28 protein-coding genes are annotated in these 25,774 nt (G+C 71.1%); 8 read left to right on the top strand and 20 right to left on the bottom strand.

Going from position 1 to position 25,774, the window contains the following annotated elements; all coding sequences use genetic code 11:
* Positions 1 to 12 precede the first annotated feature (12 nt).
* From CP980_RS21250 to CP980_RS21205, 10 genes are all read right to left on the bottom strand, one after another.
* Complete coding sequence (locus CP980_RS21250) at positions 13 to 1,107, bottom strand: 2-aminoethylphosphonate ABC transporter substrate-binding protein (protein ID WP_150528830.1); 1,095 nt, start codon at positions 1,105 to 1,107, stop codon at positions 13 to 15.
* Positions 1,108 to 1,138: 31 nt separating this feature from the next.
* A complete protein-coding gene (locus CP980_RS21245; protein WP_132754958.1) occupies positions 1,139 to 1,936 on the bottom strand; it encodes an ABC transporter permease in 798 nt (265 codons plus the stop codon).
* Positions 1,923 to 2,990, bottom strand: a complete 1,068-nt coding sequence (locus CP980_RS21240; RefSeq protein WP_229907061.1) for a 2-aminoethylphosphonate ABC transporter permease subunit — start codon at positions 2,988 to 2,990, stop codon at positions 1,923 to 1,925. Before CP980_RS21240 ends, CP980_RS21245 begins: the two co-directional genes overlap by 14 nt.
* Positions 2,983 to 4,032, bottom strand: coding sequence for an ABC transporter ATP-binding protein (locus CP980_RS21235; RefSeq protein ID WP_150528829.1), 1,050 nt, complete (start codon positions 4,030 to 4,032; stop codon positions 2,983 to 2,985). The genes CP980_RS21240 and CP980_RS21235 overlap by 8 nt, the downstream gene beginning before the upstream one ends.
* Entirely contained in the window at positions 4,029 to 4,730 is a 702-nt protein-coding gene (locus tag CP980_RS21230; protein WP_150528828.1) for a phosphonatase-like hydrolase, read from the bottom strand. Before CP980_RS21230 ends, CP980_RS21235 begins: the two co-directional genes overlap by 4 nt.
* A 5-nt stretch (positions 4,731 to 4,735) precedes the next feature.
* On the bottom strand, positions 4,736 to 5,857 hold the full coding sequence (locus CP980_RS21225) for a TIGR03364 family FAD-dependent oxidoreductase (RefSeq protein WP_132754952.1): 1,122 nt from the start codon (positions 5,855 to 5,857) through the stop codon (positions 4,736 to 4,738).
* 148 nt (positions 5,858 to 6,005) lie between these two features.
* Positions 6,006 to 6,770, bottom strand: coding sequence for a GntR family transcriptional regulator (locus CP980_RS21220; protein WP_099892091.1), 765 nt, complete (start codon positions 6,768 to 6,770; stop codon positions 6,006 to 6,008).
* A gap of 33 nt (positions 6,771 to 6,803) precedes the next feature.
* Positions 6,804 to 7,598 (bottom strand): hypothetical protein, encoded by a 795-nt coding sequence (locus CP980_RS21215; RefSeq protein WP_132754950.1) that lies wholly within the window; start codon positions 7,596 to 7,598, stop codon positions 6,804 to 6,806.
* A gap of 190 nt (positions 7,599 to 7,788) precedes the next feature.
* The gene (locus CP980_RS21210; RefSeq protein WP_150528827.1) at positions 7,789 to 8,445 is read right to left on the bottom strand and encodes a maleylpyruvate isomerase N-terminal domain-containing protein; all 657 of its coding nucleotides are present in this window, start codon (positions 8,443 to 8,445) and stop codon (positions 7,789 to 7,791) included.
* A 138-nt stretch (positions 8,446 to 8,583) separates the two neighbouring features.
* Entirely contained in the window at positions 8,584 to 9,672 is a 1,089-nt protein-coding gene (locus CP980_RS21205) for an ROK family transcriptional regulator (RefSeq protein WP_229907060.1), read from the bottom strand.
* 55 nt (positions 9,673 to 9,727) lie between these two features.
* On the opposite strand from CP980_RS21205, the gene CP980_RS21200 reads away from it, so the two are divergent.
* A complete protein-coding gene (locus CP980_RS21200; RefSeq protein WP_150528826.1) occupies positions 9,728 to 10,894 on the top strand; it encodes a Gfo/Idh/MocA family oxidoreductase in 1,167 nt (388 codons plus the stop codon).
* Between the two features lie 101 nt (positions 10,895 to 10,995).
* Here CP980_RS21200 and CP980_RS21195 read toward each other — a convergent pair whose 3' ends face one another.
* From CP980_RS21195 to CP980_RS21180, 4 genes are all read right to left on the bottom strand, one after another.
* Positions 10,996 to 11,853, bottom strand: a complete 858-nt coding sequence (locus CP980_RS21195) for a fumarylacetoacetate hydrolase family protein (protein WP_150528825.1) — start codon at positions 11,851 to 11,853, stop codon at positions 10,996 to 10,998.
* A 121-nt stretch (positions 11,854 to 11,974) separates the two neighbouring features.
* Positions 11,975 to 12,604, bottom strand: coding sequence for a YidC/Oxa1 family membrane protein insertase (locus CP980_RS21190; protein ID WP_150528824.1), 630 nt, complete (start codon positions 12,602 to 12,604; stop codon positions 11,975 to 11,977).
* Positions 12,605 to 12,712: 108 nt separating this feature from the next.
* On the bottom strand, positions 12,713 to 12,997 hold the full coding sequence (locus CP980_RS21185; RefSeq protein WP_132756029.1) for a DUF6412 domain-containing protein: 285 nt from the start codon (positions 12,995 to 12,997) through the stop codon (positions 12,713 to 12,715).
* 138 nt (positions 12,998 to 13,135) lie between these two features.
* Positions 13,136 to 13,918 carry a class E sortase gene (locus CP980_RS21180; RefSeq protein ID WP_150530304.1) on the bottom strand — a complete coding sequence of 261 codons (783 nt, stop codon included), beginning with the start codon at positions 13,916 to 13,918 and terminating at the stop codon, positions 13,136 to 13,138.
* Between the two features lie 67 nt (positions 13,919 to 13,985).
* On the opposite strand from CP980_RS21180, the gene CP980_RS21175 reads away from it, so the two are divergent.
* Complete coding sequence (locus CP980_RS21175; protein WP_132754938.1) at positions 13,986 to 14,984, top strand: tetratricopeptide repeat protein; 999 nt, start codon at positions 13,986 to 13,988, stop codon at positions 14,982 to 14,984.
* Positions 14,985 to 15,027: 43 nt separating this feature from the next.
* Here CP980_RS21175 and CP980_RS21170 read toward each other — a convergent pair whose 3' ends face one another.
* From CP980_RS21170 to CP980_RS21160, 3 genes are all read right to left on the bottom strand, one after another.
* The gene (locus tag CP980_RS21170; RefSeq protein WP_150528823.1) at positions 15,028 to 16,863 is read right to left on the bottom strand and encodes a DEAD/DEAH box helicase; all 1,836 of its coding nucleotides are present in this window, start codon (positions 16,861 to 16,863) and stop codon (positions 15,028 to 15,030) included.
* A gap of 2 nt (positions 16,864 to 16,865) precedes the next feature.
* Positions 16,866 to 18,272, bottom strand: a complete 1,407-nt coding sequence (locus CP980_RS21165) for a transcriptional regulator (protein WP_150528822.1) — start codon at positions 18,270 to 18,272, stop codon at positions 16,866 to 16,868.
* A gap of 64 nt (positions 18,273 to 18,336) precedes the next feature.
* The gene (locus CP980_RS21160; protein ID WP_308439365.1) at positions 18,337 to 19,023 is read right to left on the bottom strand and encodes a hypothetical protein; all 687 of its coding nucleotides are present in this window, start codon (positions 19,021 to 19,023) and stop codon (positions 18,337 to 18,339) included.
* A 287-nt stretch (positions 19,024 to 19,310) separates the two neighbouring features.
* On the opposite strand from CP980_RS21160, the gene CP980_RS21155 reads away from it, so the two are divergent.
* The 4 genes from CP980_RS21155 (at position 19,311) to CP980_RS21140 (ending at position 21,988) form a co-directional block, all read left to right on the top strand.
* Positions 19,311 to 20,078, top strand: a complete 768-nt coding sequence (locus CP980_RS21155; protein ID WP_132754934.1) for a hypothetical protein — start codon at positions 19,311 to 19,313, stop codon at positions 20,076 to 20,078.
* 152 nt (positions 20,079 to 20,230) lie between these two features.
* Positions 20,231 to 20,437 carry a hypothetical protein gene (locus tag CP980_RS21150; protein ID WP_132754932.1) on the top strand — a complete coding sequence of 69 codons (207 nt, stop codon included), beginning with the start codon at positions 20,231 to 20,233 and terminating at the stop codon, positions 20,435 to 20,437.
* Between the two features lie 134 nt (positions 20,438 to 20,571).
* Positions 20,572 to 21,522, top strand: coding sequence for a NaeI family type II restriction endonuclease (locus CP980_RS21145; protein WP_229907059.1), 951 nt, complete (start codon positions 20,572 to 20,574; stop codon positions 21,520 to 21,522).
* 4 nt (positions 21,523 to 21,526) lie between these two features.
* A complete protein-coding gene (locus CP980_RS21140; protein WP_132754928.1) occupies positions 21,527 to 21,988 on the top strand; it encodes a very short patch repair endonuclease in 462 nt (153 codons plus the stop codon).
* On the opposite strand, the gene CP980_RS21135 is transcribed toward CP980_RS21140, so the two are convergent.
* From CP980_RS21135 to CP980_RS21125, 3 genes are all read right to left on the bottom strand, one after another.
* Positions 21,989 to 23,176, bottom strand: a complete 1,188-nt coding sequence (locus CP980_RS21135) for a DNA cytosine methyltransferase (protein ID WP_132754926.1) — start codon at positions 23,174 to 23,176, stop codon at positions 21,989 to 21,991.
* A 137-nt stretch (positions 23,177 to 23,313) separates the two neighbouring features.
* The gene (locus CP980_RS21130) at positions 23,314 to 24,390 is read right to left on the bottom strand and encodes a hypothetical protein (RefSeq protein ID WP_150528821.1); all 1,077 of its coding nucleotides are present in this window, start codon (positions 24,388 to 24,390) and stop codon (positions 23,314 to 23,316) included.
* 39 nt (positions 24,391 to 24,429) lie between these two features.
* Positions 24,430 to 24,966 carry an N-acetyltransferase gene (locus CP980_RS21125; protein WP_229907057.1) on the bottom strand — a complete coding sequence of 179 codons (537 nt, stop codon included), beginning with the start codon at positions 24,964 to 24,966 and terminating at the stop codon, positions 24,430 to 24,432.
* A 164-nt stretch (positions 24,967 to 25,130) separates the two neighbouring features.
* On the opposite strand from CP980_RS21125, the gene CP980_RS35215 reads away from it, so the two are divergent.
* Together CP980_RS35215 and CP980_RS21120 are read left to right on the top strand one after the other, a co-directional pair.
* On the top strand, positions 25,131 to 25,307 hold the full coding sequence (locus CP980_RS35215) for a hypothetical protein (RefSeq protein ID WP_165937233.1): 177 nt from the start codon (positions 25,131 to 25,133) through the stop codon (positions 25,305 to 25,307).
* Positions 25,308 to 25,360: 53 nt separating this feature from the next.
* On the top strand, positions 25,361 to 25,660 hold the full coding sequence (locus tag CP980_RS21120; protein WP_099892072.1) for a hypothetical protein: 300 nt from the start codon (positions 25,361 to 25,363) through the stop codon (positions 25,658 to 25,660).
* Positions 25,661 to 25,774: the final 114 nt, after the last annotated feature.

The following is a 25,774-nucleotide window of genomic DNA, read 5'->3' as shown; positions in this document are numbered from 1 at the left end:
GGAGGCGACCAATCAGCTTCCGGTTGCCGACTTCCACGCGTCGACGTAGCTCGCCAGGTTCTTGTCGATGTCCGCCCAGTCCGGCTCGAAGATCTCGACTCCGGTCATCAGCTTGGTGAGCTCGACGGCGTTGGCGTCGGTCGGCTTGACGTCGGTGCGGGCGGGGAAGCCGCCGCCGACCTCGCTGACCAGCTTCTGGGCCTCCTCGCCGAGCATGAAGTCGAGGAGCTTCCTGCCGTTCTCGGTGTGCGGGGCCTTGTCCACCAGACCGGCCGCGTACGGCAGGGCGAACGTGGTCGGCTTGCCGCCGTCCTTGGCCGGGAACCAGATGCCCAGGTTCGGCATGGACTTGGACTGCGCGAAGTTCATCTGGACGTCGCCGTTGGCGACGAGCAGCTCGCCCTTGTCGGTCTTGGGCGCCAGCTTGCTGGTGGAGGAGGACGGGCCGACGTTGTTGGCCTGGAGCTTCTTCAGGTACTCCAGCGCCGGCTCCTTGCCGCCGAAGTCGTGCATCGCCTTGACGAGGACGGCGGTGCCGTCGCCCGCGACGCCCGGGGTGGAGTACTGGAGCTTGCCCTTGTACTTACCGTCCAGCAGCTCCTCCCAGGTCTTGGGCGCCTCGGCGAGCTCCTTCTTGTTGTAGACGAAGCCGAAGTAGTTGTTGACGACCGAGGTCCACTTGCCGTCGGCGGCCTTGTCGGCGCCGTTGACCTTCTCGGAGCCCTGCGGCTTGTAGGCCTGGAGCAGGCCCTTGCCGTCCGCCTGCTGGATGAACGGCGGGAGGGTGACGATCACGTCGGCCTGGGTGTTGGTCTTCTCGCGGACGGCGCGCTGCACCATCTCGCCCGAGCCGCCCTCGACGTACTTGACCTCGATGCCGGTCTTCTTCGTGAACTCGGCGAAGACCTTGTCGTACCAGCCGTCGCCCTTCTCGCTCTTGAGGCCGTCGGCGCTGTAGACGGTGACGATCTTCTCGCCGCCGCCCTTGGACTCGGCGGCGGTACCCGAACCGCCGCAGGCGGTGAGGCCGCCGGCGAGGGCGAGGCTGCCGGTGACGGCGGCGGTGGCGCGCAGGAGGCCGCGACGACCGTGGGGGTTTCTGGACATGGAGGAGAACTTCCTTACGGGGGAAAGGGAGTCAGCGGTACGTGGCTCTGGTACGGATACGGGAGACGGCCAGGAGGACCAGCAGGGTGGTGGCCATCAGGACCACGGCGACTGCGGACCCGCCGAAGAGCGAACCGCGGTCGGTGGCCGTGAAGATCCGGACCGGGAGGGGCATCCAGTCCGGCGGGTAGAGCATCATCGTGGCGCTCAGCTCGCCCATGGACAGGGCGAAGCAGAGTCCGGCGGCCGCCGTCAGCGACGGCAGCAGGAGGGGGAGCTTGACCCGCCACAGCACGTACGCGGGACGGGCGCCCAGGGAGGCCGCCGCCTGTTCGTACGCGGGGTCGAGACGAACGATGGCGGCCGAAACCGACTGATGGGCGAACGCCGTGACAAGAATCGTGTGCGCCAGGATCACGATTGAGCTGGTGCCGTTGAGCAGCACCGGCGGTTTGCTGAACGCGACCAGGACGGCGAGGCCCACGACCACGGACGGCACGGCGACCGGCAGCATGAACAGGGCGTCCAGGGAGCGCCGTCCGCGCCGCTTCAGCCGGGCCGCGGCCAGCGCGGCCCAGGTCCCGACCGTGAGCGCGAGCAGGCTCGCGACGAGGGCGGTCACCAGTGAGGTGGTCAGGGCCTGGAGGGATTCGCCCTGCACGGCGGAAGCGTAGTTCCCGGTCGTCGGGCCGGAGGGGAAGGCCCCCGACCAGTGGGTGGAGAACGACGCGGTCACCACGACGAGCAGGGGCAGGGCGAAGAGGGGCAGGAAGAGGAGGCCGAACAGGCCCCAGGCGGCCCAGCGTCCGCTCTTGCTATGCACCAGCACGCTTGCTCACCACCCGGTAGAGGCCGAACAGGCCGACGGAAATGACGATGTTGACGACGGCGACCACACAGGCGGCCGAGTAGTCGGACTCCAGGATCGCCTTGCCGTAGACGAGCATCGGGAGCGTGGTGACGTCCTTGGCCCCGGTGAACAGCACGATCCCGAACTCGTTGAGGCACATGACCAGGACGAGGCTGCCGCCGGCGGCGAGCGCCGGGAGGGCCTCGGGGAGGATCACGCGGCGGATGATCCGGGCGGGCTTCGCGCCGAGCGAGGAGGCCACCTCCAGCTGGGCGGTGTCCAGTTGGGAGAAGGCGGCGAGCAGCGGGCGCATCACGAACGGCGTGAAGTACGTGATCTCCGCGAGCAGCACGCCCCAGGGGGTGGTGAGGAAGTGGAAGGGCCCCTCGGCGCCGCCGCTCACATCGGTCCAGAGACCGTTGGCCATGCCGACGGTGCCGTAGATGAAGAGGAGGGCGAGGGTGATGAGGAAGGAGGGGAAGGAGAGGAAGACGTCGATGAACTTCGCGACGGCCCTGGCCCCGGGGAAGGGGACGAAGGCGATGATCAGCGCGAGCACGAAGCCGAGGACGAGGCAGCCGACGGTGGCTCCGGCGGCCAGCCAGACCGTGGTCCCGAGCGCCTCGCGGAAGGAGTGCGAGCGGAAGACGGAGGCGTACGCGTCGAAGGCGCCGCCGCCGTTCTCGGGGCTGAAGGACTGCTGGACGACCAGGGCGAGCGGGTAGAGGAAGACCAGCGCGAGCGCGGCCACGGGCGGCAGGGACCAGAGCCAGCCGGGCACGCCGCGGGGCCCCCGCGGTGCGCCGGTCCCCTGCGGGGCGCGGGAGCCGGACGGGGCGGCGCCGGGCCGGTCCGGGGCGGTACCCGGGCCGGACGCGGCGGTACCCGGACCGGACGGGGCAGTTCCCGGGTCCGCCGCGGCGCCGGGGCGGGCCGTGCCGGCGTGGCCGGGCGCGGCGCCGGGGTGCTCCGGGGTCCGCGTACCCGGTATGTGCGCCGTCCCCCGGCCGCCCGGGCGCGGGACGTCAGCCATCCGACACCCCGCCGGCCAGCAGTACGGCGTCGCGCGGCTCGAAGTGCAGCGTGACGTGGTCACCCAGCGCCGGGGTCTCGCGCAGTTCGGGCAGGTCCGCCTTGATCCGGTGGCCCTCGACCTCCACGTACAGCCGGTGCGTGGAGCCGCGCCACTGGACCTCGGTGATCGTCCCGCTCAGCGCGTTGGGGCCGGCGCCGAGGCCGAGCAGGTGCGGCCGTACGCACAGGGTCGCGCTCGCGCCGGGGACGGCGCGACCGCGGTCGAGCTCCAGCGGGCGCCCCGCGAACACCGCCCCGGACTCGGCGACGGTCACCGGGATCAGGTTCGCGTTGCCGACGAACGAGGCGGTGAACTCGGTGCGCGGCGCCCGGTACAGCTCCTGCGGAGTACCGCAGTCCTGGAGCCGGGCCCTGTCCATGACCGCGATCCGGTCGGCCAGCGTCAGCGCCTCCACCTGGTCGTGGGTGACGTACAGGATGGACACGTCGGGCAGTTCGCGGTGGAGCCGGGCCAGCTCGGCGAGCATCCCGGAGCGCAGCTGCGCGTCGAGCGCCGACAGCGGCTCGTCGAGCAGGAGGACCCCGGGGCGGATCGCCAGCGCGCGGGCGATCGCGACGCGCTGCTGCTGCCCGCCGGAGAGCTCGCGCGGGTAGCGCTTGGCGTACGCCGCCATGCCCGTCATCTCCAGCGCCTCGGCGACGCGCGCGGGTATCCGGGACTTGGGGGCCTTCTGCGCCTTGAGGCCGAAGGCCACGTTGTCCTCGACCCGCATGTGGGGGAAGAGCGCGTACTGCTGGACGACCATGCCGATGCCGCGCTTGTGCGGCGCGAGCGCGGTGACGTCCCGGCCGCCGATCAACACCCGGCCTGCGGCCGGCCGGACGAAGCCGGCGACCGCGCGCAGCGCCGTGGTCTTGCCCGAGCCGGAGGGGCCGAGCAGCGCCATGACCTCGCCGGGCTCGACGCTCAGGTCGAGGCGGTCCAGGACCGTGTTGCCGCCGTACGCGACGCTGACCCCCTCGAAGCGGATGCCGCTCACGCCGACCCCAGCAGGGCCGCGGGCAGGTCGGCGATCGACTCCAGGACGTGGGTCGCGCCGTGCTCGGTGAGGGCCGCGCGGTCGTGGGCGCCGGTCAGGACGCCCGCCACGATCCCGGCGCCGGCGCGGCGCCCGCAGAGCATGTCGTACGCGGTGTCGCCCGCGACCACGACGTCGCGCACGTCGTCGGCGGCGCCGGTGCGCAGGAAGGCTCCGAGCACCATGTCCGGGTAGGGGCGGCCGCGGCCGCCCGCGTCGGCGGGGCAGAGGGTGAGGTCGGCCAGGCCCTGCCAGCCGAGGGCGTCGAGGATGGCGTCCTGGGTGACGCGGGCGAAGCCGGTGGTCAGGACGACGGTGCGGCCGTCGTCGCGGAGCTTCTCGATGGTCTGGCGGGCGCCGGGGAGGGGGGCGATGAGCCCGCCGTCGACGAGTTCGCCGTACGCCTCCTCGAAGGCGGAGTTGGCGCGCTGGGCCATCTCCTCCGTGCCGAAGAGGTGGCGGAAGACGGAGATCTTCGATTCGCCCATGGTGTCGCGGACGTACTGGAGCTTGGCCCCGTGCTCGGCGGTGCCCGGCTCGACGCCGATCCGCTCGGCGGCGAGCTCGAAGGCGCGCTCGACGAGGCCGCCGTCGGCGACGGTGGTGCCGGCCATGTCGAGGACGACGAGGTTGCGGCGGTCGGTGCTGCTGTTGCTCATGTTCGTTACCAGCCCAGTTCGTTCGCGGTGGTCTCGGCTATGGCGGGCGAGCAGGTCATCCCGCGGCCGCCGGGTCCGGTCACCAGCCAGACGCCGTCGGCCACCTGCTGGCGGTGGACGACGCGGGAGGTGTCGGTGCACTGCGCGTACACGCCCGCCCAGCGGTGCCGGATCTTCGGCAGCGGGCGGCCCAGGAAGGATTCGACGACCTCGGTGAGGTGCTCGTACGGGTCTTCGAGGGTGTCGAACGCGAAGGGGTGCTCGTACTCGTGGGTGTCGCCGATGGTCAGTCCGCCGTCCTGGCGCTGGACCATCAGCAGCTGCATCTTGTGCGCGGCGGCGACCGGCGCCTGCGCCTGCTCGGCGTTGAGGAGGTCGAGGGCCTCGCTCTGGTACGCGGGGTAGTAGCGGAAGCTGTCGGCGTCCGCGACGGAGGTGGTGAGCTGCTCGCCCAGCGGGGCGGTCTGCATCATCTGGAGCCGGACGCGGCGCACGGGCAGGTCGGGGGCCAGCTCGCGGACCAGGCCGGACAGCCAGGCGCCGGTGGCGAGGACGACGGCGTCGCCCCGGTGGACGTCACCGTGGTCGTCGCGGACGGCGCCGTGGCCGACGACCTCGCGCACCTCCCGTCCGGGCAGGAAGGTGTAGCGGCCGCTCGCCTTGAGGGCCTCGCGCAGGTGGAGCTGGGCGGTGCGCGGCTCCACGGCCGCGTCCCGCTCGCACCACAGGGCGGCCTCGAAGGCGCCCCGCAGGGCGGGGTTGATCTCCCGCGCCTGCGCCGCGGTGACCAGTTCGTAGCCCCGGGCGGCGGCGTCCGGGCGGGCGGCGGCCGCCTCGGCGACCGCGTACTCACGGGCGCCCCGGACCGGGGTGAGGGAGCCGATCGCGCGGAAGCCCAGGCCGGGCACCTCCGCGCCGATGCGCTCCCAGAGCTCGCGGGCCCGCAGGGCGGTGTCGAGCTCCTCGCCCCCGGCCCGTCCGCTGACCCAGATCTGGCCGAAATTGCGCAGTGACGCGCCGCGGGCCTCGGCCTCTCGCTCGATCTGGACGACCTCGTGGCCGCGTTCGACTGCTTGCCAGGCGTGCATGGTGCCGACCACGCCGCCTCCGACGACTATGACTCTCACGCGCTCCACGGTGGCCGTGCCCCGTGGACCGGGAAGGGCAGGACGGCAACGGGACGGTGAACAGCCCTCGACTCTTGGACTAGACCCGTTACCTTCTCGTGATATCCATACGCCCCTTTTCGCCACCTTGCACTGATTCCGCTCGGGGCTACCGGGGCCTCAGGTGGGTCGTGAAGCTGAACCGGTCACCACGGTAGAGCGAACGCACGCGCTCCAGCGGACGCCCGTCCTGGTCCCGCGAGAAGCGGTGGATGAGCAGCATGGGGAGGGCCGGCGGGGTACCGATCAGCAGGGCCTCGCGGGGGGTGGCGAGGACGGTCTCCAGTTTCTCGTCGGCGTCCCCGAAGGAGATCCCGAGCCGGTCGCGGAGGTATCCGTAGAAGGAGGAGTCCGGCTGGAACTCGCTGTCGAGGCGGGGCGCCCGCGCCACGCTGATGTACGTGCTCTCCAGACCGACCCGCTCGTCGTCGGCGAGCAGCACGCGCTCCAGGTGCCAGACGGGCTCTCCGGGCCCGGCGCCGATGCCGGGGGCCAGCTCGGGCGGGCAGGGGAAGCGCTCCAGGCCGATGAGGTTGCGGCCCGGGCGGCGGCCCTGGCGGCGTACGCCCTCGGTGTAGCTCGCGAGGGAGAGGGGCTGTTCCAGCTTGGGTCCGGCGACGACGGTGCCGCGGCCGGAGCGGCGCAGCCGGCCTTCCAGGAGCAGCTCGCGCAGGGCCTGCCGTACGGTCTCGCGCGAGACCTCGTACCGCTCGGCGAGATCCCGCTCGGTGGGCAGCAGGCCACCCTCGCCGAGGTCGTCGAGAAGGTCCGCGATGAGGGCCTTGACGGCGTAGTACTTGGGGATCCGCCCGTGCTCCGGGATGCCGGAACGCACGGGCGAGCCGGGCCGGTGGTGCAGGTTCTGTTCTTCCACCCTGGGACTGTACGCGGGCCGGATGTACGGAGATCAGCGCGCCGGGGTACCGGGGGTGCGGGGGGTGTCGGCGGCGCGCGGACCGCTGCGGGCCCGCAGGCGGCGGGCGGCCAGCAGGAGCCCCGCCCCGGTGGCGAGCGAGGCGACCCCGCCGACGCCGTAGAGCCGGTTGCGGGGGCCGGTGTCGGCGAGGGAGCCGGCTTCGCCGCGCTCGCCCTCGGGCCCCTCGATGGAGAACCGGTAGCCGCCGGCCTCCCCGACCCAGTCGCCGTCGTCGGCCTTGCGCTGCACGAGCGCGGCGTCGGCGAGGACCTCGCCGGGGGGCGTACCGGGGGCGAAGGCCAGGCTGACCTTGACGGTCAGGGAGCCGCCGGCCCGCACGGCGAAGCCGGAGAAGGCCTCGCCCCCGTCGAAGACGGCGATGATCTCGTCGCGGTCGCTGCGTTCGAGGTTGACGGGGAAGGTACCGCCGGGGGCCTCGAACTCCATCCGGAAGTGGGCGGGGAGCAGGGCGCGGGCCTTGTCCGTGAACACCACGACGGGGTGGATGGCGGTGCACTCGGAGTTGGTGGTGTTGGTGAGGTCCAGGTACCAGGTCTGCGGCCCGCCGCCGGTGCGGTACACCGCCGGTCCCCCGCGGATCCGCGCGCCGATGGGGAAGGCGCTGCTCTTCCCGTCGCCGCAGGTGGCCTCGATCCGGGAGGGCAGCGCGGGCGCGGGGCGGGCGCCGCCGCCGTTGCCGACGTCGGCCGTCGCGAGCGGTGCGGAGAGGGCGACGGCGGCCAGGACGGGGACGGCGGAGAGGGCAAGGGCTTTGCGCAGTCGCATGGAAGACCTTCGCTTCGCTGCTCGCCGGACGGGGGTGGAGGGACTCAGGGGCCGATCCGATGGTCGGACGAGGCGACAATCACCCCGGCCTCCCGGCACCCTCCCATGCCCCCGGACCCCCCTCCTCCCGCCACGCCTGCCGGCCTCCGGCTTACGCCTGATCGGATCAGCCATCGGATCAGCCATCGGATCAGCCGAGGACGAGGGGCAGCCGCGCGGCGAGGGCCCCGAGTTCCGCTTGCTCGGCGGGGGTCGGCTCCCTTCGGCCGGTACCCACGAGGAGGGCGTCGCGGTCGGTGAAGGAGGCGGGGAAGGCGGAGCCCGCGATCTGTTCGAGCAGCTCACGGGAGCGGGCCAGGCCCTCCGGGGGCAGTGGGGGCGCGCCGGGGAGACGGGCGGTCAGGTCGAGGTGGTGGAGGGTCCATTCGAGGACGTACGCGGTGAGGTAGTCGGCGACGGTGAGGACCTTGTCCTGGGTGCGCACGCGCAGGGCGGGGTCGGCGAGCTCCGCGGCGCGGCCGGCGGCGGAGCCGACGTCGTCGAGGTGGAACCTGAGCAGCGCCGGGTCCCCGTACGCGGCGGCGAGCCGCACGATGAGCGCGTCGAGCGGATCCTCGCCGGTGGGCGGCCGGTCGGCGACCTCCCAATAGGTCGCGGCGTCGGCGGTCGGCTCGCCTGCGGCCGGGGTGACGAGGGTGATCAGGACGTCCTGCGCGTCGATGACGAGATGGCAGACGAGATCCCGGACGAGCCACCCCCGACACCCGGACTCCCGCCCGAAGTCCTCGTCGGCGACCCCGTCCACGGCCGCCCGCAAGGCCCCCCAAGAACGCGAAAAGAGCTCCATGCAGGCACGGTAGCCCGCCCGCCCCGGATCCCGGGAGGGACCGGCGGCCGGCCCACGACAGCGGGGGGCGGGGGCAGCGGGCGGGGGGCGGGGGGGCGGGCGGGAGCAGCGGGCGGGGGGCGGCGGGCGGCGGGGCGCTCAGCCCACACGGCCGAAGAGCGGGGCCAGGGCCAGTTCCGCCGCACCCTCGGCGACACCGTCCTCGGACGCGGCGACCTCCGGAACCGGGCCGCCCAGGGTGCGGGCCTCCAGGACGCGGCGGACGCCCGTCGTGAAGACCTCCGGCGCGGCGTCCACCACGCGTCCCCCCAGCCACACCCGGTCCACGTCCAGGAGCGCGACCACGTTCGCGGCGCCCTCGCCCAGGATCCGAGCCGCCTCCCGGAGGTCCCCGCGGGCCACCGCCTCCAGGCACAGCACCTCCGCGCAACCGCGGCCTCCGCACCGACAGGGTGGCCCGTCCAGCATCAGCACCTGGTGCCCGAACTCGCCCGCCGCGGAACGTTCCCCGCGGAAGACCTCGCCGCGCAGCCGTAGCCCGGCTCCCAGGCCGGTGCTGAGGTGCAGGTACACGGAGGTTCCGGCGGCCCGGCGGCCGGGGGCGGCGGCCCCCGCGTTGGTGTCCTTGTCCAGCAGCACCGGCGGGGCGGCGGGCCCGAGCCGGTCGGCCACCGCCTGCCGCAGCGGGAACCCCTCCCACTCGGGGTGTCCCGTCACCCGGCCCAGAACGCCGGCCCGCCAGTCGAGCGGCCCCGGCGCGGCGAGGCCCACACCGAGCAGGGACCCTGCGCCCGCGTCCCCGCAGAGCCGGTCCACGGCGCGTACGACCTCGTCCACGACGGCGTGCGGTCCGGCCGCGAAGTCCAGCGGGCCGCGGATCCGCTCGACGACCGTGCCCAGCATGTCCACCCGTACCGCCCGCAACTCGTCGCGGTCGGCGTACACCCCGACGGCGTGCCGGGCACCGGCGGCCAGTTGGAGGAGCGTCCGCGGCTTGCCCCCGGTGGACTCGCCACGGCCCGCTTCGGCGACGAGTCCCTCCGCGCGCAGCCGCCCCGTGATCTTGCTGACGGCCTGCGGGGTGAGGCGGGTGAGGGCGGCGAGCTCGGTGCGGCCGAGTCCTTCCAGGCCCGCTTCACGGAGCAGGGCGAGTACGAGCGCGTCGTTGTGACCCCGCAGCGCCGGCAGGTTCGCGCCGCTTCCGTTGCTTCCGCTACGCCAGTCCACCTCTCCATTGTCCACCTTCCTTGCACTTAAGCAACACTGTTGCCAAAGTGGACGCATGAACGCCTCCCCGTCCTCCCCGCCCGCCCCGTCCTCCTCGTCCGCCCCGTCCTCCTCCTCCGCATTCCCCGCGCGGTCCGACGCCCCCCTCCGCGTCGGCCTCATCGGCTACGGGCTCGCCGGTTCCGTGTTCCACGCCCCGCTCGTCTCGGCCACCGACGGGCTCGTCCTCGACACGGTCGTCACCTCCGACCCCGGCCGGCAGGCCCAAGCGCGCGAGGCCTACCCCGGCGTCCGGATCGTCGACACCGCGCAGGAGCTGTGGGACCTCACCCCCGCCCTCGACCTGGTGGTGATCGCCTCCCCCAACAAGACCCACGTCCCGCTCGCGACGGCCGCGCTGCACGCCGGCATCCCGGTCGTCGTGGACAAGCCGCTCGCCGCCACCGCCGCCGAGGCCCGCGAACTCGCCGCGCTCGCCGACCAGACCGGCACCTTCCTGTCCGTCTTCCAGAACCGCCGCTGGGACAACGACTTCCTCACCCTGCGCCGCCTCATCGCCGACGGCGAACTCGGCGAGATCCAGCGCTTCGAGTCGCGCTTCGAGCGCTGGCGCCCGCAGCTCAAGGGCGGCTGGCGCGAGTCCGGCGCCCCGGAGGAGATCGGCGGCCTGCTGTACGACCTCGGCAGCCACGTCGTCGACCAGGCGCTGGTGCTGTTCGGCCCGGCCGTACGGGTCTACGCGGAAACCGACGTGCGCCGCCCCGGCGCCGAGGCGGACGACGACACCTTCATCGCCGTCACGCACGCGAACGGGGTCCGCTCCCACTTCCACGTCAGCGCGACCACCGCGCAGCTCGGTCCGCGCTTCCGCGTCCTGGGCTCGCGCGCCGGCTACGTGAAGTACGGGCTCGACCCGCAGGAGGCGGCCCTGCGCGAGGGGCAGCGGCCGGGCGTCGGGGACACCCCCTGGGGCGAGGAGCCGGAGCACCTGTGGGGGCGGGTGGGCTCCGGCGAGTCCCCGCTGACCGGCGGCGGAGCCCCGGTGCCGACCGCTCCCGGGGACTACCCGGCGTACTACGCGGCGGTGGCGGCGGCGCTGCGCGAGGGCGGCCCGGCGCCGGTCACCGCGCACGAGGCGGCGCAGTGCCTGGCGGTCCTGGAGGCGGCTCGGATCTCGTCCCGGGACGGGGTGACGGTGGAGCTGGCTCCGGCCGCGTCCTGAAGGGGGCCGGCGGGCCTTCCGTACGCACCGCTGCGGAAGGGGCGGGACCGCCGCGTACGGCCGTCCCGCCCCTTCCGCGTACGTGTGCCGGCGCGCGGCGGCTACGCGCTCTTGAACTCCTGGCGCTGGCGGCCGAGGCCTTCGATCTCCACCTCGACGACGTCACCGGCGCGCAGGTACGGCTTGGGATCCGGCTGGCCCATGGCCACGCCCGCCGGGGTGCCGGTGACGATGACGTCACCGGGGTACAGGGTCATGAACTGGCTCAGGTACCGCACGACCTCGCCGACCGGGAAGATCTGGTCGGCGGTGTTGCCGTCCTGCTTGAGCTCGCCGTTGACCCAGAGCTTCACGTCCAGGTTCTGCGGGTCCGCGACCTCGTCGGCGGTGAGCAGCCAGGGGCCGAGCGGGGTGAACGTCTCGCAGTTCTTTCCCTTGTCCCAGGTGCCGCCGCGCTCGATCTGGAACTCGCGCTCCGATACGTCGTTGACCAGCGTGTATCCGCCCACGTGGGCCAGGCCTTCCGCGGCGGAGGACAGGTAGCGGGCGGTGCTGCCGATGACGACGCCGAGCTCGGCCTCCCAGTCGGTCTTCACGCTGCCGCGCGGGATCAGCACGGTGTCGTCCGGGCCGACCACGGTGTCCGCGGCCTTGAGGAAGAGGATGGGCTCGGCCGGCGGCTCCGCGCCGATCTCGGCGGCGTGCGCGAAGTAGTTCAGCCCGATGCCCACGATCTTGCCGATCCGGCCGACCGGCGCACCGATCCGCAGGCCCTCCGCGTCGAGGACGGGAAGCTGGCCGGACGCCGCCGCGTCCCGTACCCGGGACAGCACGGAGTCGTCGGCGAGCAGGGCGCCGTCCACATCCGTGATCAGGCCGGACAGGTCCCGCAGGGTCCCGTCCTGGTCGAGCAGCGCGGGGCGCTCGGCCCCGACCGGTCCGACACGCAGCAGCTTCATGGGCATTCTCCCGTGGTCGTGGGTGGTCGGCCCATGGGCGAGCCCGGGCCTGCCGATGGGTTGCGGCCATCGGAGAATTGGTTGATCCTCCAAGATGGCCGCCCAATCCGCAAGACCCTGTTCACAGACTGGAACGCGCGCCTCCTTCGGCCACCTCCTTGCGGTGCTGGAGCCAGACCCGCTCGGCCACGGACCAGGCGGTGGTGGTCACCAGGTAAAGACCGGCGGCCAGCGGCACCACGGCCGCCGTGACCAGCGTCCCGAACGACAGCAGGGGCAGTACGCCGCCCAGCTTGCGCATCGCCGCCTGCTGCTCGGCGCTGACGTGGGCGACGGCGGCCGGGACGGGTGCCGCGGCGGCGGCGCGCCGCCCCCGTACGGCGCTCCAGGCGGCGACCGCCGCGATGGCCGCGAACAGCGCCAGGAACACCAGCCCCTGCGCCCCGAGGAGACCGCCCGCCCCGAGGGCATCGGCCCACCTCGCCCCGAGCGGCGCGGCGAACAGCCGGTGGTCGAGCAGGGCGCCGGAGGAGAAGGCCCGGTACATGAGGAAGAACACCGGCAGCTGGAGCAGGACGGGCAGCAGTCCGGCCACCGGGGTCGCGCCGCGGAACGCGGCCCGGTTCAGGGGGTGCAGGGCGAGCCGTACGAGCACGGTGAACAGCACGATCGCGGCGGCGGTCGCGGACTCGGCCAGCACGGGCTCCAGGAGCCGGCTCAGCTCGCTAACAAGGTGGGTGAAAACGGACACGCGGGCCCTCCGAGGGGTCTCGTCAACGTCGAAAGAGGTGCTTTTCGGCGCGACGACCACGAGGGGCACGACGACGAAGAGAGGGGATGGAGAAGGGAAGCGGTGCCCCTACGCGGCCGTCAGGACGGGACGACCGGGCGCCCTGGGCCGCGACCGGCCCGAGGCATCGGGATCACGCTGCGGCAGGAACGCCGTGCGCCGCTCGCGATCACGTATCGCCGTGCGTATGCGATGGGGCGGCACGGGCCGTACGAGCCGGGCGGCCAGGGCGGCGGCGCCCACGGCGACGGTGGCGGCGAGGGCCACCACGACGGCGCCCAGCCCGCCCTCCCCGGCGAACATCCCGAGGAGCCCGACGAGACCGACGAGCCCGGCGAACAGGAGCAGGGCCATCAGCAGCCGCCCACGCCCGATCCGGTCGATCCGGTCGATCCGGTCGATCCGGTCGATCCGGTCGATCCGGTCGATCCGCGCCATGGCCGAGCCCCCTCCCAAGATCCGATCCGTACCCACCACATGCAAGAACGCGGTCTATCTCTTCAAGGTTCCCCAGACCACCAGCCGATACGTGGAGGTGTACTCGGGCGTGCAGGTGGTGAGCGTGATGTACGCGCCGGGCTCGTCGTACCCGAACTCCGGCCGGACCGTGCTGCGCGGCACGGGCGCGATGACGCCGGTGTCCCGCTCGCTGGTCTGCGCCAGCGTCCTGCCCACCACGTACGTGTACCGCTGCCCCCGTACGTCGACGATCAGCTCGTCCCCGGCCCGCAGGCGGTTGATGTACCGGAACGGCTCGCCGTGGGTGTTGCGGTGCCCGGCGAGCGCGAAGTTGCCCTGCGCCCCGGGCTGCGCGGTGCCCGGGTAGTGCCCGGCGTACCCCTTGTCCAGTACGGCCCGCTTGTCGACGCCCTGCGCGACGGGCACGACGACCCCGAGCCGCGGGATCCGCAGGACCCCGTACGCGGACTCCCGCGCCGGCGGCGCCGGGGTCCGCGGCGCCGCCCCGGACTCGGGTATGGGAGAGGGCGGGGAAGGGGACTCGGAGGGCGCCGGACCCGCGGCAGGACCGGGATCCCCGGAATCTCCGGCATCAGGAGGGGAAGGGGCCGGAGGCAGGGCCCACTCCCTCTCCAGTGCCCGGACCTCCTCCCGGGCTGCGGCCAGGGCCTGCCGGTTGGTCCACCACACCTGGTGCACCACCAGCAACAACACCACCACGCCCACCGTGACGGCCAGTTCGGCGCCCGCCCACAGCACCCGCGCGAGACCGGCCCGCCGTCCGCGCCGGCCGCCCCCCTGCACCACCACACGCATGTGATCCCGCACGGGGCGCACCTTAAGACCTCCCCCGTCAACAGACCAGGGCAGTACGGTGTGAACCATGCGCCCTGACACGCCTGCCGAGCACATCGCCGAAGCCGAGCGCCTCATCCGCACGGCGACCCGTTACCCCGAGGACCAGGAGCCCCTGCTCCTCCAGGCCGCGGCCCACCTCGAACTGGGTGACGCCCGGGACCGCGCCAGCGCGCTGTACGACCAGCTCCTCGCCTCCTCACCCGCCGATCCGCACCTGATCAAGGCACTCCAGGCGGCGAACCTGTGGGAGTACGGCCACGAGCCCGAGGCCCGCGCCCTCATCCAGGGCATCCGCGCGGCGGCGCCCGAGGACCCGGCCCCCTGGGAGGTCATCGCGGAAACCCTGGAGGCGCACGACGAGTTGACCGCCTCGGAGGAGTGCTTCACCGAGGCCGCCGCCCTCCTCATCACGGAGAACGCGCCCCTCACCCAGGCCACCACGGCCCTCCTGACGGGCCGCCACCGGGTCCGTCGCCTCCTCGGGCTCCCGCACGACGAGTGGGACATGGTCGCCGACACCCGCCACATCGGCCCGATCCCGCTGGACGAGCTCCACGACCCCAAGCGCATCTGGGCCCTCGGCTCCGACGACCCGGCCGAGCTGCGCGCCGAGATCGCCCGCCTCCGCGCCGAACTGGGCGACCGCCGCGCCGCCCTCTCCCGCCCGTTCCCGGTGGCGATCCTGCACTGGCCGGCCCGCGAACTGGCCGAGCTCCTCACGTCGTACCCGACCCTGGCGGCGGAGTACCCCTCGCACGAGGCGCACCTGACCCACATCGAGTCGTCGCTGCGCGCCCTGGCGGCCTCGGGCACGACGAACCTCGGCATCGTGACGGCGAGCGTCCCTTCGTACGAGGCTTTCGCGGCCTCGGAGAAGACCTCCCCGGCCTCCCCCTCACTCCTCCCGGAGTACGCCACGACGCTGGCGGCAAGAGGCAAAGCCACCCCCTGGCCCCCCACCCCCAACACCCCCTGCTGGTGCACCTCAACCAAGCCCTACGCCGAGTGCCACGGGGCGGCGTAGGCAAAGGGCATCAGAGGCAGGACGGGCGGGCCGTCCGGCGGTGTCAGCCGGACGGCTCGCCGAGGTGACTGATCAGGGCATGGAGGTCTGCGGCATCCATGCCCCAGGGGGTCACGTCTTCCTCCGGGTCTGCCAGCTCCTGCACCAGCGGGTCATCCAGGATCTTGCCCATGAACTCCAGTTTCTGGCCGAGCCGGTCATGGACGATTCCGTCGATGGTGCCGCGGGCCAGGAGGACCGTGACACGCGTTTGCGTACCGGAGGCCAGTCCCAGCCTGTGGATCCGGTCCAGACTCTGCAGGAACCGGCCTGCCGCGAAGTCCCTGTCCACATAGACGGCATCGTGGCACACGTGATGGAGGCTGATTCCTTCGCCCAGTGTCGCGGGATTGGACAGCAGGACCATGCACTCTGGGTCCTCTCGGAACCGTCGGATCTCCTCGTCCCGATCCGGGGTTCCTCCGTGCACCACAGCCGGCCTGTACCTCCCCAGCACCGCCGCGAGTGTGGTCAGGTTGCGCACAAACGTGGACCATACGAGCGTTTTCCGCCCGGCGCGCGCGTTGTCGGAGACCGTCTGCAGAACGGCCTCGTACTTAGGTGAGCTCTCATACCTGGGCAGGTCCCTCATGAGCTCCTTCAGAGGAAGGCCGTCCGAGGGACGCAGGGGCGGAACGTAGAAGGGGAGCGGCTCGTAGCGGTCCAAACCTGCTTCCAGCAGCGCTGGGTTGGTGCTTGCCATCATGAGATACACGAGGACCTTGCCCAGTCTGGTGAACTCCTCCTGCTCCCTGGAAGCCAGCCCGGTCAGCTGATTGCGCAGCGCCGAGTACAGCCTGCGGTGAGCTTCCGGGAGGTCGACGTACTTGACGCGGACGTCGACCGGCGGCAGCCCCAGTTCGTTCTTCGTCGTGCGCGTGAACAGCGGCCGCAGGACCCTGCTGGCATGCGCGAGGTCCCCGCCGGCCACGGCTCTGTCCACTGCGCTGCGTCCGTGCCCCGGCCACACGAAGGACAGCAGGCTCTCCAGGTCCTTGGCACCGTTCGGCGCAGGCGTACCGGTCAGGATCAGCCGGTGGCTGGCCAGCGGTCCCAGCGCCATGCACGTGGCTCCGTACGTTCCCCTGACTCCGAGCTTCATCCGGTGGGCCTCGTCCAGCACCATCATGGCGTGGCCCATGCTGAGCCAGTCCGCGAGTTCTGCCTGGTATCGGCTCAGCCGCTCGTAGTTGACGAGGAGTATTTCCGCGTCGTTGTCAGGCCAACGCTTGAAGACACGCACCACTGGGGGCTCGGTAAAGCACAGACCGGCCTCGTCCCGCCACGCCTCGTATGCGGATTTGGGGCTGACGACGAGCATGCGCCGGACAGAGCCGGACCGACGCAGAGCTGCGTATACAGCCAGGGCCGTGCGGGTCTTGCCCGCACCGGGCACGCTGAAGTTCGCTCCATGCGTGAGGGACAGCAGTTTCGCGATGTCACGCGTCTGGAAGTCCGTGAGGGGTGCTATCCAGGAATCTCCCAGCATCCCGGGGACGGCGGACGCCGCCACGAGTCCCGTGACGTCCTGCCCCTCGCTGCCAGCCTTGAGGCGCTCCTCGACCGCCTGGGCGTCACGCACGGACGCCGCGGCGAGTTCTTTGAGGTCCGGCGCGAAGGACACACCAGCCGGATCGTGCCAGTGACCGAGCAGGGTAAGACGGGACAGGAAGTCTTCGAGGTCTACCTCCGCCGCGAGGTTTCCGCGCTGACTGCCGCTGTCGAACCGCGCAATCAGCCTGACGAGATGGCTTTGCCCTCCGGGGAGGGCCCGGAAAACAACCTTCGTTCGGGTTTCGTCGAAGCCAAGCCGGAGCGACGGTTCCACCGCGTCGAGCACCGTCAGCCCTCGCTCGCCTTGATCAGCCAGGTGACACCGCTGCCAGGGGTGCTCACACCGCGGCTGGCCTGGCGCGCCAGCTTTGCCATGCTCCCCTTCAGCCGCAGCAGTGCGCTGTCGAAGCTCTCCTCATCGAGGCTGTCTTTCCCCAATGCCTGCACGAGGTCAACGACGCTCTGTTCGATCGCGGCCCGAGCATCGTCCAACCGCTCCGCGGTGGTCTGCCGTACGCGCTTCAGCCGATCGTCGCGCTCCGCCTCGTCGAGCGCGCGCCGCATTCCCCGGCGGGCCTCCGTCACTTCCCGCTGAGCGGCTTCCCGGATCTCAGGGGTGAGATGGCGGGCCGATTCCAGGGCCCTGGCCCGCAGTACCCGGTCAGTTGCCGCGCGAGCCTGGCGTACGGGATCAGAAGCGGCGGGAACCGAGACGCCAAGTCCGGGAATCTCGACCGCTGACAGCGCTTCGCCGGCGTCAGCGGTCAGGAGGTCCGGCAGATTGTCCTGCAGGTAGTCCGCCTGGAAGTCCGCACCGATGAGACGGGTCTTCGTCTTCGCGAAGTCCAGGAGGATGGCGACGATCCTGTTTTCCTTGATCTGCTCGGCTCGCTCCTGGCTGGCCGCCGACACCGTCATGTACGTGCGGTGGAGCTCCTTGAGGTTCTCCTGGTGTCCTTCGAAATCGGACAGCGCCAGCTGGCCCCCCTCTGGGGTGCTGCTCCTGTCGATCATGTCCCTGATGACGCTCAGGATCCAGCGTTCCTGCCTGAACGTCTTGACTTGCACGTGGAAGGCACGGGCGATGTCAGCTGCGTCACGGCCCATCAGCTCCTGCTCTTCCATGGCGATCAGCCGGTTGATGTACGAGTAGTCGCGGCGCTCATCAGGCCGGAGCTGAAGGGCGAGCTCGACCGCGTTGATGTCTTCCCATGTGAACGACGGAGGCAGCACGCCGACCCTGATCGACGGGCGCTTCAGCTGCCGGAGTGCGGCTGCACGGGTATTGCCGTTGACCAGGATGCCTTCGTGCGTGATCAGGCCCGGTTCCAGCTGATCCACGGACTTGAGGCTGGCCACAAGGGTTTCGAAGTCGGGGTCGACGTGGTCGGGGTTGGTCGGCTTGCCGACGAGAAGCCGGTGCAGGTACTCCTGGCTTTCCGGGCTCCAGGGATCTTCGTCAAGGCCGCGCGCGAACTTCGGGTCATGGCCCAGCTGCGCCCTGATCCGGTGCGTCGCCGGGTTGTAGTAGAGGGAGCGGAGCGGCACGTCGATCACGTCGACGTGAAGCGGACGGCCGTTCCAGTCGACGGTGACGGTCTCCCTGGCACCGTCAGTCTCCGCAGACTCCTTGAGCCGGCGTGCGACGAACTCCGCGTTCGCCGCGGCGTCCGGCGGAAGATTGAAGTTCAGCATCTCCACAGATCTCCTTGACTCGGGCGTCCGCCCGTCCTGCTGCCGGCCATCCCGCACGTGGCCTTTACGGCCGCTTGAGCGCCTGGCGAACCGTCCCGCGCGACTCTGCCGGCAAGCTCCGGTACTCGCCCCACAGCCGTTCCAGGAGACTGAAGTCCCTCCGGTCCGAGGCCACCCACTGCGCGAAGTGCTCCCGCTCGACCTGGCTCATCTGATCCAGGCGATCGAGCACGCCGTTCAGGTCGGTCTGCCGGCCACGGCCCCCGATCCGGCACCGGCGACACTCAGTGACCAGCTGAACGCTCACACCACCGGGGCCAGCGACCTCTCGGCGCGCGAGGTCCAGCTGAGCGGTTTCGATTCCGCCGTCGTACGCCTCGCCGGCGGCGATCCCGCATACACGGCACAGATGATCGTCACGGTCGAGGATCTCACGCCGCTGCGGAGCCGACACCACCGCAGCCGGTTTGACCCTCGACTGCCCGGGCTTCCAGACTTCCGCCCCCATCTCCACGAAACGGTGCTCGCTCGGAGTCAGCCTCACGTCCTCCCGGTTGGTGGAGATGCGCCAGCCGCGGTCCCGGAGATCACGCATTCGGCGGTCGATCTGCGAGGTCTCCGGAAATGCCTCCCGCAGCTGAGTCTTCGTGAACACCTCCCCTTCGCCGACCTCGGTAATCAGCCACAGTGCGCAGCGGACCATCGTCGAAAGCTTTTCACTACGCCACGACGGAATGTCTGCAATGGTCACGATCTATCCCCTAAGTAGCATTTACCGGCCGACCGTCCCTGGTGCGGCACTCACCAGGGGAGCCCCATTCTCATAGGCGACCCACCAGGAGAATCAAGCCCATTCGGGTGTTTGCGCCGTAACGCAAACAGCTTCCTCACCGCCTCGCAGGAAACGCAAACACCAGCCCACCGTGTGCGCATGGAACGCAAACAGCTACTTCCGAAATCCAGGGTTTGCCGCTTGCGCCCTCCACTCTCGATCAGGAAAGACTGATCCTCCATCAAAGTCCCTACCCAGGAGGATCCATGGCCGTCGCGGGTCAGGTCGGCAGCGCCTATTGGCCTGGCTGCAGTCCGGCACGGGAGAAGTACGTGGCGCGCTTCCGCAGCCTCATATCCGCCATGTCCATGAGAAAACAGGGGGCCCGCGCCAAGTACCTCGGCATCCCGCTGAGCACCCTGTCCAACTACTGGACGGGCCGCCGTGTGCCCTCTGCCGTCACGCTCGGAGCGATCTACGACGCAGTGCGCCGCACCGCCGCCGCGGTCCCGGACCAGCTGGAGCACCTCGAACGGCTGCGGAAGTCCGCGGCCCGGCGGAACACTCGCCCCGTTTCGCCCTGGGAGAGCAGCGACATCTGCGCGGCACAGCAGATGTCCGCGACCCCGTCCACCCCGTCTGCGCAGCCTGCGTCTGGCGAGTGCAGCCGGTCCGGCGCGGATCCGGCGCAGAGACCGGCACGGGACCGGCGCAGCAGCGAAAACGGGAAGGCCGTGGAAACGGTAAGGGCGTTGTGCGCGGCACAGTCCGCCGGTGACCGCCGGGGAGTCATCGGCATCGCCTGGTCAGCGAACAAGGCACTCACCCACGAGGAACTCAGCCTCGCTGCCGCAGACCTGTACACCAGCGGACACTCCGCACTCGGGGAAGCGCTCCTGCTCGGCGGCCGCGAGCGCGGACACGAGGAAACCATGCGGCTGGCGATCACCCTGATCCGTGCCGACCTCCCCATCCAGGCCGAACTCGTCCTCCGGGCCGCCCTGCCCCGGGGAGGTGGCGGACAGCCGGAGTAGCAAAGGGCACGCCCCGCTCGTCACCACCTCTGCTGATACCGCCATCACGGAGCAGGAACGTCACGGCGCTCCGCCCTTCCTTCCTGCCCGGATACCTGACCGGGGGGTCCGCACCATGCCTTCCCTTTCACTTCAATGGAGTTGACCGTTCCATGCTGAACATCTCGCTGTCCGTTCTGTTCCTCACGATCGCCATTGCCGTGGTGCTCGCGCTGATCGTCGCCGGGGCTGCGGTCGCGCTAGCGCGGTGGGACAACCGGTCGGCGCCCGGAGCGATCATCATGGGATCCGTCGCGTTCGCCGGAACCCTGACCCTGGCGTTTCTGTTGCTCAGCCTGGTGCTCGGGGCCGGCACCTGATGCTCACGGGCGGACACCCCCTGACCGGCCGGACCGCCGGTAAGCTCGCTGTCATCCTGCGGTCGGCTCTTCCAGAACCGCCCCCCTGCGCCAGATAGGTGGTCCGCTTGCTGTCTCCGGACGTTTCCGCTGCCGTGAACATTCAGAATCAGGTGCCGCCCCAGAACGACCCTGAACTGGCCCTGGTCCACGCCCAGCTGCGCCGGCTCGACCCGGACGGCGGGCGGTTCGCCGCGGTCCTGAGAGACACCATCGATCAGCTGCTGAACGGCGAAGTGACGGGCCGGTACGACTGGAAGTCCTTGTTCAAGACGGAGAAGACCCATGCCGGGACTGTCGTAGAGATCAACCTCCAGCGCGAGTTCGCGTTCGAGGACGGCGTGGACATGGACTACCGGATCGGCGGCGTGGACGTCGACTGCAAGTACTCACAGCAGTTCGGCGGCTGGATGATCCCTCCGGAGGCGGTAGGTCACCTGTGCCTGCTCGTCTGGGCTGACGACTACAAGAGTCTCTGGAGTGCTGGCCTGCTCCGGATTGCTCCCGAGTTGCTGAACGGAGGAAGCAACCGGGACATGAAACTGACCGTGAAGGCGGAGCACCGCGGGAAGATCCTCTGGCTCTGGCGCGATGCTGTGCTCCCTGAGAACACCCTGCTCCACATGGATCCTGCTGACCGCGAAGCCGTATTCGCCCAGAACTCCGGTCAGGCCAGGCTCAACGAGCTGTTCCGGCGTGCTCAGCGCCGCAGGATAGGACGGAACGTCGTGCGCACCGTTGCCCAGCAGAAGGACTACATGAAGCGCGTTCGCGGAAACGGTGGTTCCAGGTCCTCCCTCCGCCGCGAGGGAATCATCATCATGGGCGATTACCGCGCCCACCAGGAGATCGCGCGACAGCTCGCGCTCCCCGTTCCTCAGGAGGGCGATTTTGTCAGCGCGCGCGTCGTCCGGAGCATCCCGGGAGACAGCAGGCCGTCAGCCGTCATTGACGGGGGCACCTGGTCGCTGGCTGAGAACGGGGACGCTGTGACCCCGGCCCCCGTCCTGCCCGCCCACACGTCATCAGCCACGACCGAGCTCTGAAGACATGAGTGACTCGTGGACACCTCCCGAAGGATCATGGGCATCGTCAGCGGCGCGACGCCGGAACATGCAGGCGATCCGGAGCCGGGATACCAAACCGGAACGGCTGATCCGCAGCATGCTGCACGCGCAAGGGCTGCGCTACCGCGTGGCAGCGCGGCCCCTCAAGGACCTTCGCCGGACCGCCGACATCGTCTTCGGGCCGGCGAAGGTGGCCGTGTTCATCGACGGCTGCTACTGGCACGGCTGCCCTGAGCACTACGTGTCTCCGAAGACGAACCCCGGCTACTGGTCTGCCAAAGTAGCCGGAAACATGGCACGCGACCGGGACACCGACCAGCGCCTCCAGGAAGCCGGCTGGACGGTGCTCCGGTTCTGGGAGCACGAAGCCGCTGCCGACTGCGCCGTCCGGATCGCGGCCGAGGTAGACAAGCGCCGCCGCGGAACCGGTACGGGCACGGCCTGATTACGCCTGCTCCTGGTCCCGCTCGCGGGCCGCCTTGAGCAGCTCGATGATCGACTTACCCACTGCCGCGGCGACTGGCGGCGGGAAGGCGTTGCCCACTTGCCGGTACTGCGCGGTCTTGCCGCCAGTGAACTGCCAGCCCCGGGGAAAGCCCTGAATGATCGCCGCTTGCTCAACCGTGAGCATCGGCCCGTCGGGCCCGAAGAGATCCCTGTCCTCGGACCCCTTCTTCTCACAGGTGTCGATGTCATTGGCCACGCCGAGTCCGGAGACACCGAGTTGCTTCCAGGACGCCTTGGCACGACTCGGGCCGAGGTCGGCCCCTCCATGCTTCTTGGAACCGCCGACGAGCGTGGGCGCGATGCCGCCCCCCTTGCTCTTCAGCTCGGCGTCACGGCCTCTGGCCGTCTTGAGCCACGTTTCGTACTTCTTGCGAGCGAGCTCCCCCTGGGCGCCGTCGAAGTAGCGTTCATACCGCTCGCGCATGGTCTCCTCAAGGGCGGCTGCCACGCTCACCGGGTCCTCGTGGGTGGGAGACGGCCACTCGTACTTCAGATCCTTGAGCACGTCATTGCGGATGGCGACCAGAATGGCGCGCGGACGCAGCTGCGGCACCCCGAAGTCGCTGGCCTCCAGAACGTCCCACTTGCAGACCGTGTAGCCGAGGCCCCGTGTATGAGCCTGCCGCCCGTCCTCTTCGCGGTAGTCGCCGCCCTGCAGCCTCGCCACGATCCAGTCACGGTAGTCCGAGAACTTGGGGTCCATGATCCCGCGCACGTTCTCGATCATCACCGCACGGGGCTGAAGCTGCTCGACCAGTTCCAGCATCCGCGGGAAGAGATCACGGTCGTCGTCTTTGCCCAGCTGCTTGCCAGCGTGCGAGAACGGCGGGCAGGGAACCCCGCCGGCCAGGAGGTCAAGGCCGTGCCGCAGCAGATCGCCGCTCTTGGGCAGATCCCGGTCGGGCTCGAAGAGCTTGACGTCCGTCGGGGGAAGGAGATCGCAGTGGTCCTTCTCCCAGCTCCACTCCGGCTGCGCGTCGATGTTCGCCCGCAGCGTCCCGACCGCATGCGCGTCGATCTCCACGAGCGCCAGGTGCCTGAAACCGGCCTGATGCAGTCCGATGGCCTGACCGCCGGCTCCAGCACAGATCTCAATCGAGGTGAAAACGGCCTCAGTGCTGGTCATGCACCCTCCTTCGAACACGTACCCCGCTGGTGCCCTGTGCCACCAGCTATCACAGAGGGTGACAGACCCCACTGACAACGACCTCATCTAGTGTGCGGCATCGCCTGGGCCACTCCGAACACACCTTTACGGATGCGTCAGCCGACACCAGGGAAGAGCTGCAGCTGTTGGTGGCCGCGGGCTTGGGCTGTGGGTGGGGTGGGGCGGGATCGGGTGAGGGTGAGGAGGGTGCGGAGGGCTTGTACGACCTGGGCGGGGGTGTCGCGGATCATCGACGGGGTCGCGCTGACCACCAGGATGCCGTGGGACTCCAGGCGCAGGCGGCGGTGGAGGGTGGCGTGCCAGGCGTCGCGGGTGTAGTGGTACTCCGCCGAGTCGATCTCCAGGGCCACGCCCTCGTCCGGCCAGTACGCGTCCGGGCTGGCGAGGAAGGCGCCGTCCGGGGTGTACAGGCGGGCGTTCCACAGCGGGGTCGGGAGGTCGGTCGCCGTCAGGGTGTCCCGGGCCAGGGCCTCGGCGATCGAGCGGACCCCCGCCAGGAGTTCCGCCGCGGCGGCGCGGACCGCCGGGCGGGTCAGGAGCCGGGCGGCGCGGAGCTCGGCGTGCAGGTCCTGCGGGTGGCACCAGCCGGCCTGGACGACGTGGGCCAGCGTCGAGCGGATCCGCGCCGGGTCACCGGACCGGGCGGCGAAGTCGGCGGCCGCGCGGACGGGCCGGGTGCTCGGGATGCCGGACACCGCGATGGTGCGCGGCCAGCGGGCGGTGGCCACCGGGCGGACCTCCGGGGTCCCGGTGAGCCGGCGCGGGGCCCGGATCAGGACGTCGGCCGGGGTGTGCGGGACGTCGCGGATGCCGAGGAGCGCCAGGGCGGCGCCGCCGGTGAGGGCGGCCGTGTCGCCGGAGAGCGGGTCCGCGGCGGGCTCGGCGGCGTACAGGACGGCGGCGAGGGCGCGTTGGCGGTGGTCCGGGGGGCCCGTCTGGAGGAGGTAGACCCGGGGCAGTAAGCGTTGCCAGGGGCCGCCGGGGCGGGTGCGCGAGGTGATCGTGCCCTCCGGGATGCCGGAGGCGGCCAGCTGGTGGCGGGTGGCCAGGTTGAGTTGCCTACGGGCCGTCCGCGACGCCGCCCGGGCGGTTGTCGGTCCTTGGTTCCGTCCTCGGTTCGGTCCTCGGTTCGGTCCTTGGTTCGGTCCTTGGTTCCGTTCGCGCGTGATCATGCCGGCGGTATGCCCGGCTCGGGGGCACCGACACACCCGCTAGCGGCCCGGGTGGTCCGGGGCCAGGAAGACGATCACGCCCGTCTGCGTGCCCGGGCGGGGGGTGACCTCGTGCCAGCCCAGGCGGCGGTACGTGGCCACCGTGTCGGTGGCCAGCCGGGAGGTCAGCAGCCAGGCCCGTCCGTCCGGTGCGTCGGCCGTGATCTCGGTGAGCAGGTTCCGGCCGGTGCCGTGGCCGCGCGCGTACGGGCGTACGGCGAGCTCGTCTATCTCCAGCGCGCCCGTCAGGAGCTCCCGTACCCGCGCCGGGCCGAGCTGCGCCGCGACCTGGGCGTACCCGCGGTCCTTGGGGAAGGCCGCCGGGGTGATCCAGCCCGTGGCGAAGCCGTCGATGCCGGCCGCGGACTGGGCGAAGGCCGCACGGAAACCGCGGCGCCGGGCGTCCGCCTGGAGGCGGACCGAGAACTGGCGAATGGTTTCTGCGTCCTCGTTCCACGGCGGGCCGGAGAAGACGTCGGCATAGACGTCGACCAGTTCGTCCGCGAGGTCGAGGACGGCCTGTCCGTAGCTGATCACGATGTCCGAGCTCCTCTTTCTTCCCGTTCTACCCTTTGGGGTAGGAGAGCCAATTTATGCCGGTCGGGTTCCGGAAGGCACGTATCGCACGGATCCGGCGAGTGTGCGACAAATCCCCTCCCCCTCCTCCGTGTCGGCGGCCGCCGCGCCGCGTTGAGCAGCCCGTGGACAGACTGATTCGGGCGGCCGGCCGGTGCGTGCTCGCCTTCCTCCTCGTCCTGGGCGTGGTGGCGCTGCTGCCGCGCGCCGTCAAGGACGCCGTACCGGACGGTGTGATCGGCGGAGCGGTGCTCGTCCTGGGGGCGTTGGGCGCCCGGCGGGTGGTCAAGCCCCCGCGTTAGCCTCGTAGCCTCGTAGTAATACACGTGAGATCAGACGACTTGAGGAGTTGGGCATGGCGCGCGTACCGAGTTCCGCAGTGGCGGCCGTCGGCCTGGTCGGCGGGTACGCCGTCGCCCGGTGGACCAAGAAGCGCCCGCTGGGCGGTGTCGTGCTCGGGGCCGCCGGGCTGGCCGCCGGGCGGGAGTGGCACCGGCGCGGCGGCGCCCCCGCGGCGGCCGGACTGGGCGCGCTGTACCTGGCCGGCTTCGCGGGCGCGCACCCGCTGGCCAAGAAGGTCGGGGCCTGGCCGGCCGTCCTCGGGGCCGCGGCCGTCGTGGCGACCGCCTCCTGGGCCGTGGCCGACCGCGGCTGAGCAGCCGTACGGGCCGGCGCGGGCGGGCCGGCCCAGGCAGGGCGAAGACCGGCCCAGGCAGGGCGAAGGCCGGCGCGGCGAGGGCAGGCGCGGCCAGGGCAGGCGGGGCGAAAG

This window comes from Streptomyces vinaceus (assembly GCF_008704935.1).
In the GTDB taxonomy this organism is placed as follows: domain Bacteria; phylum Actinomycetota; class Actinomycetes; order Streptomycetales; family Streptomycetaceae; genus Streptomyces; species Streptomyces vinaceus.
This window is presented reverse-complemented; position numbering and strand designations above follow the sequence as displayed.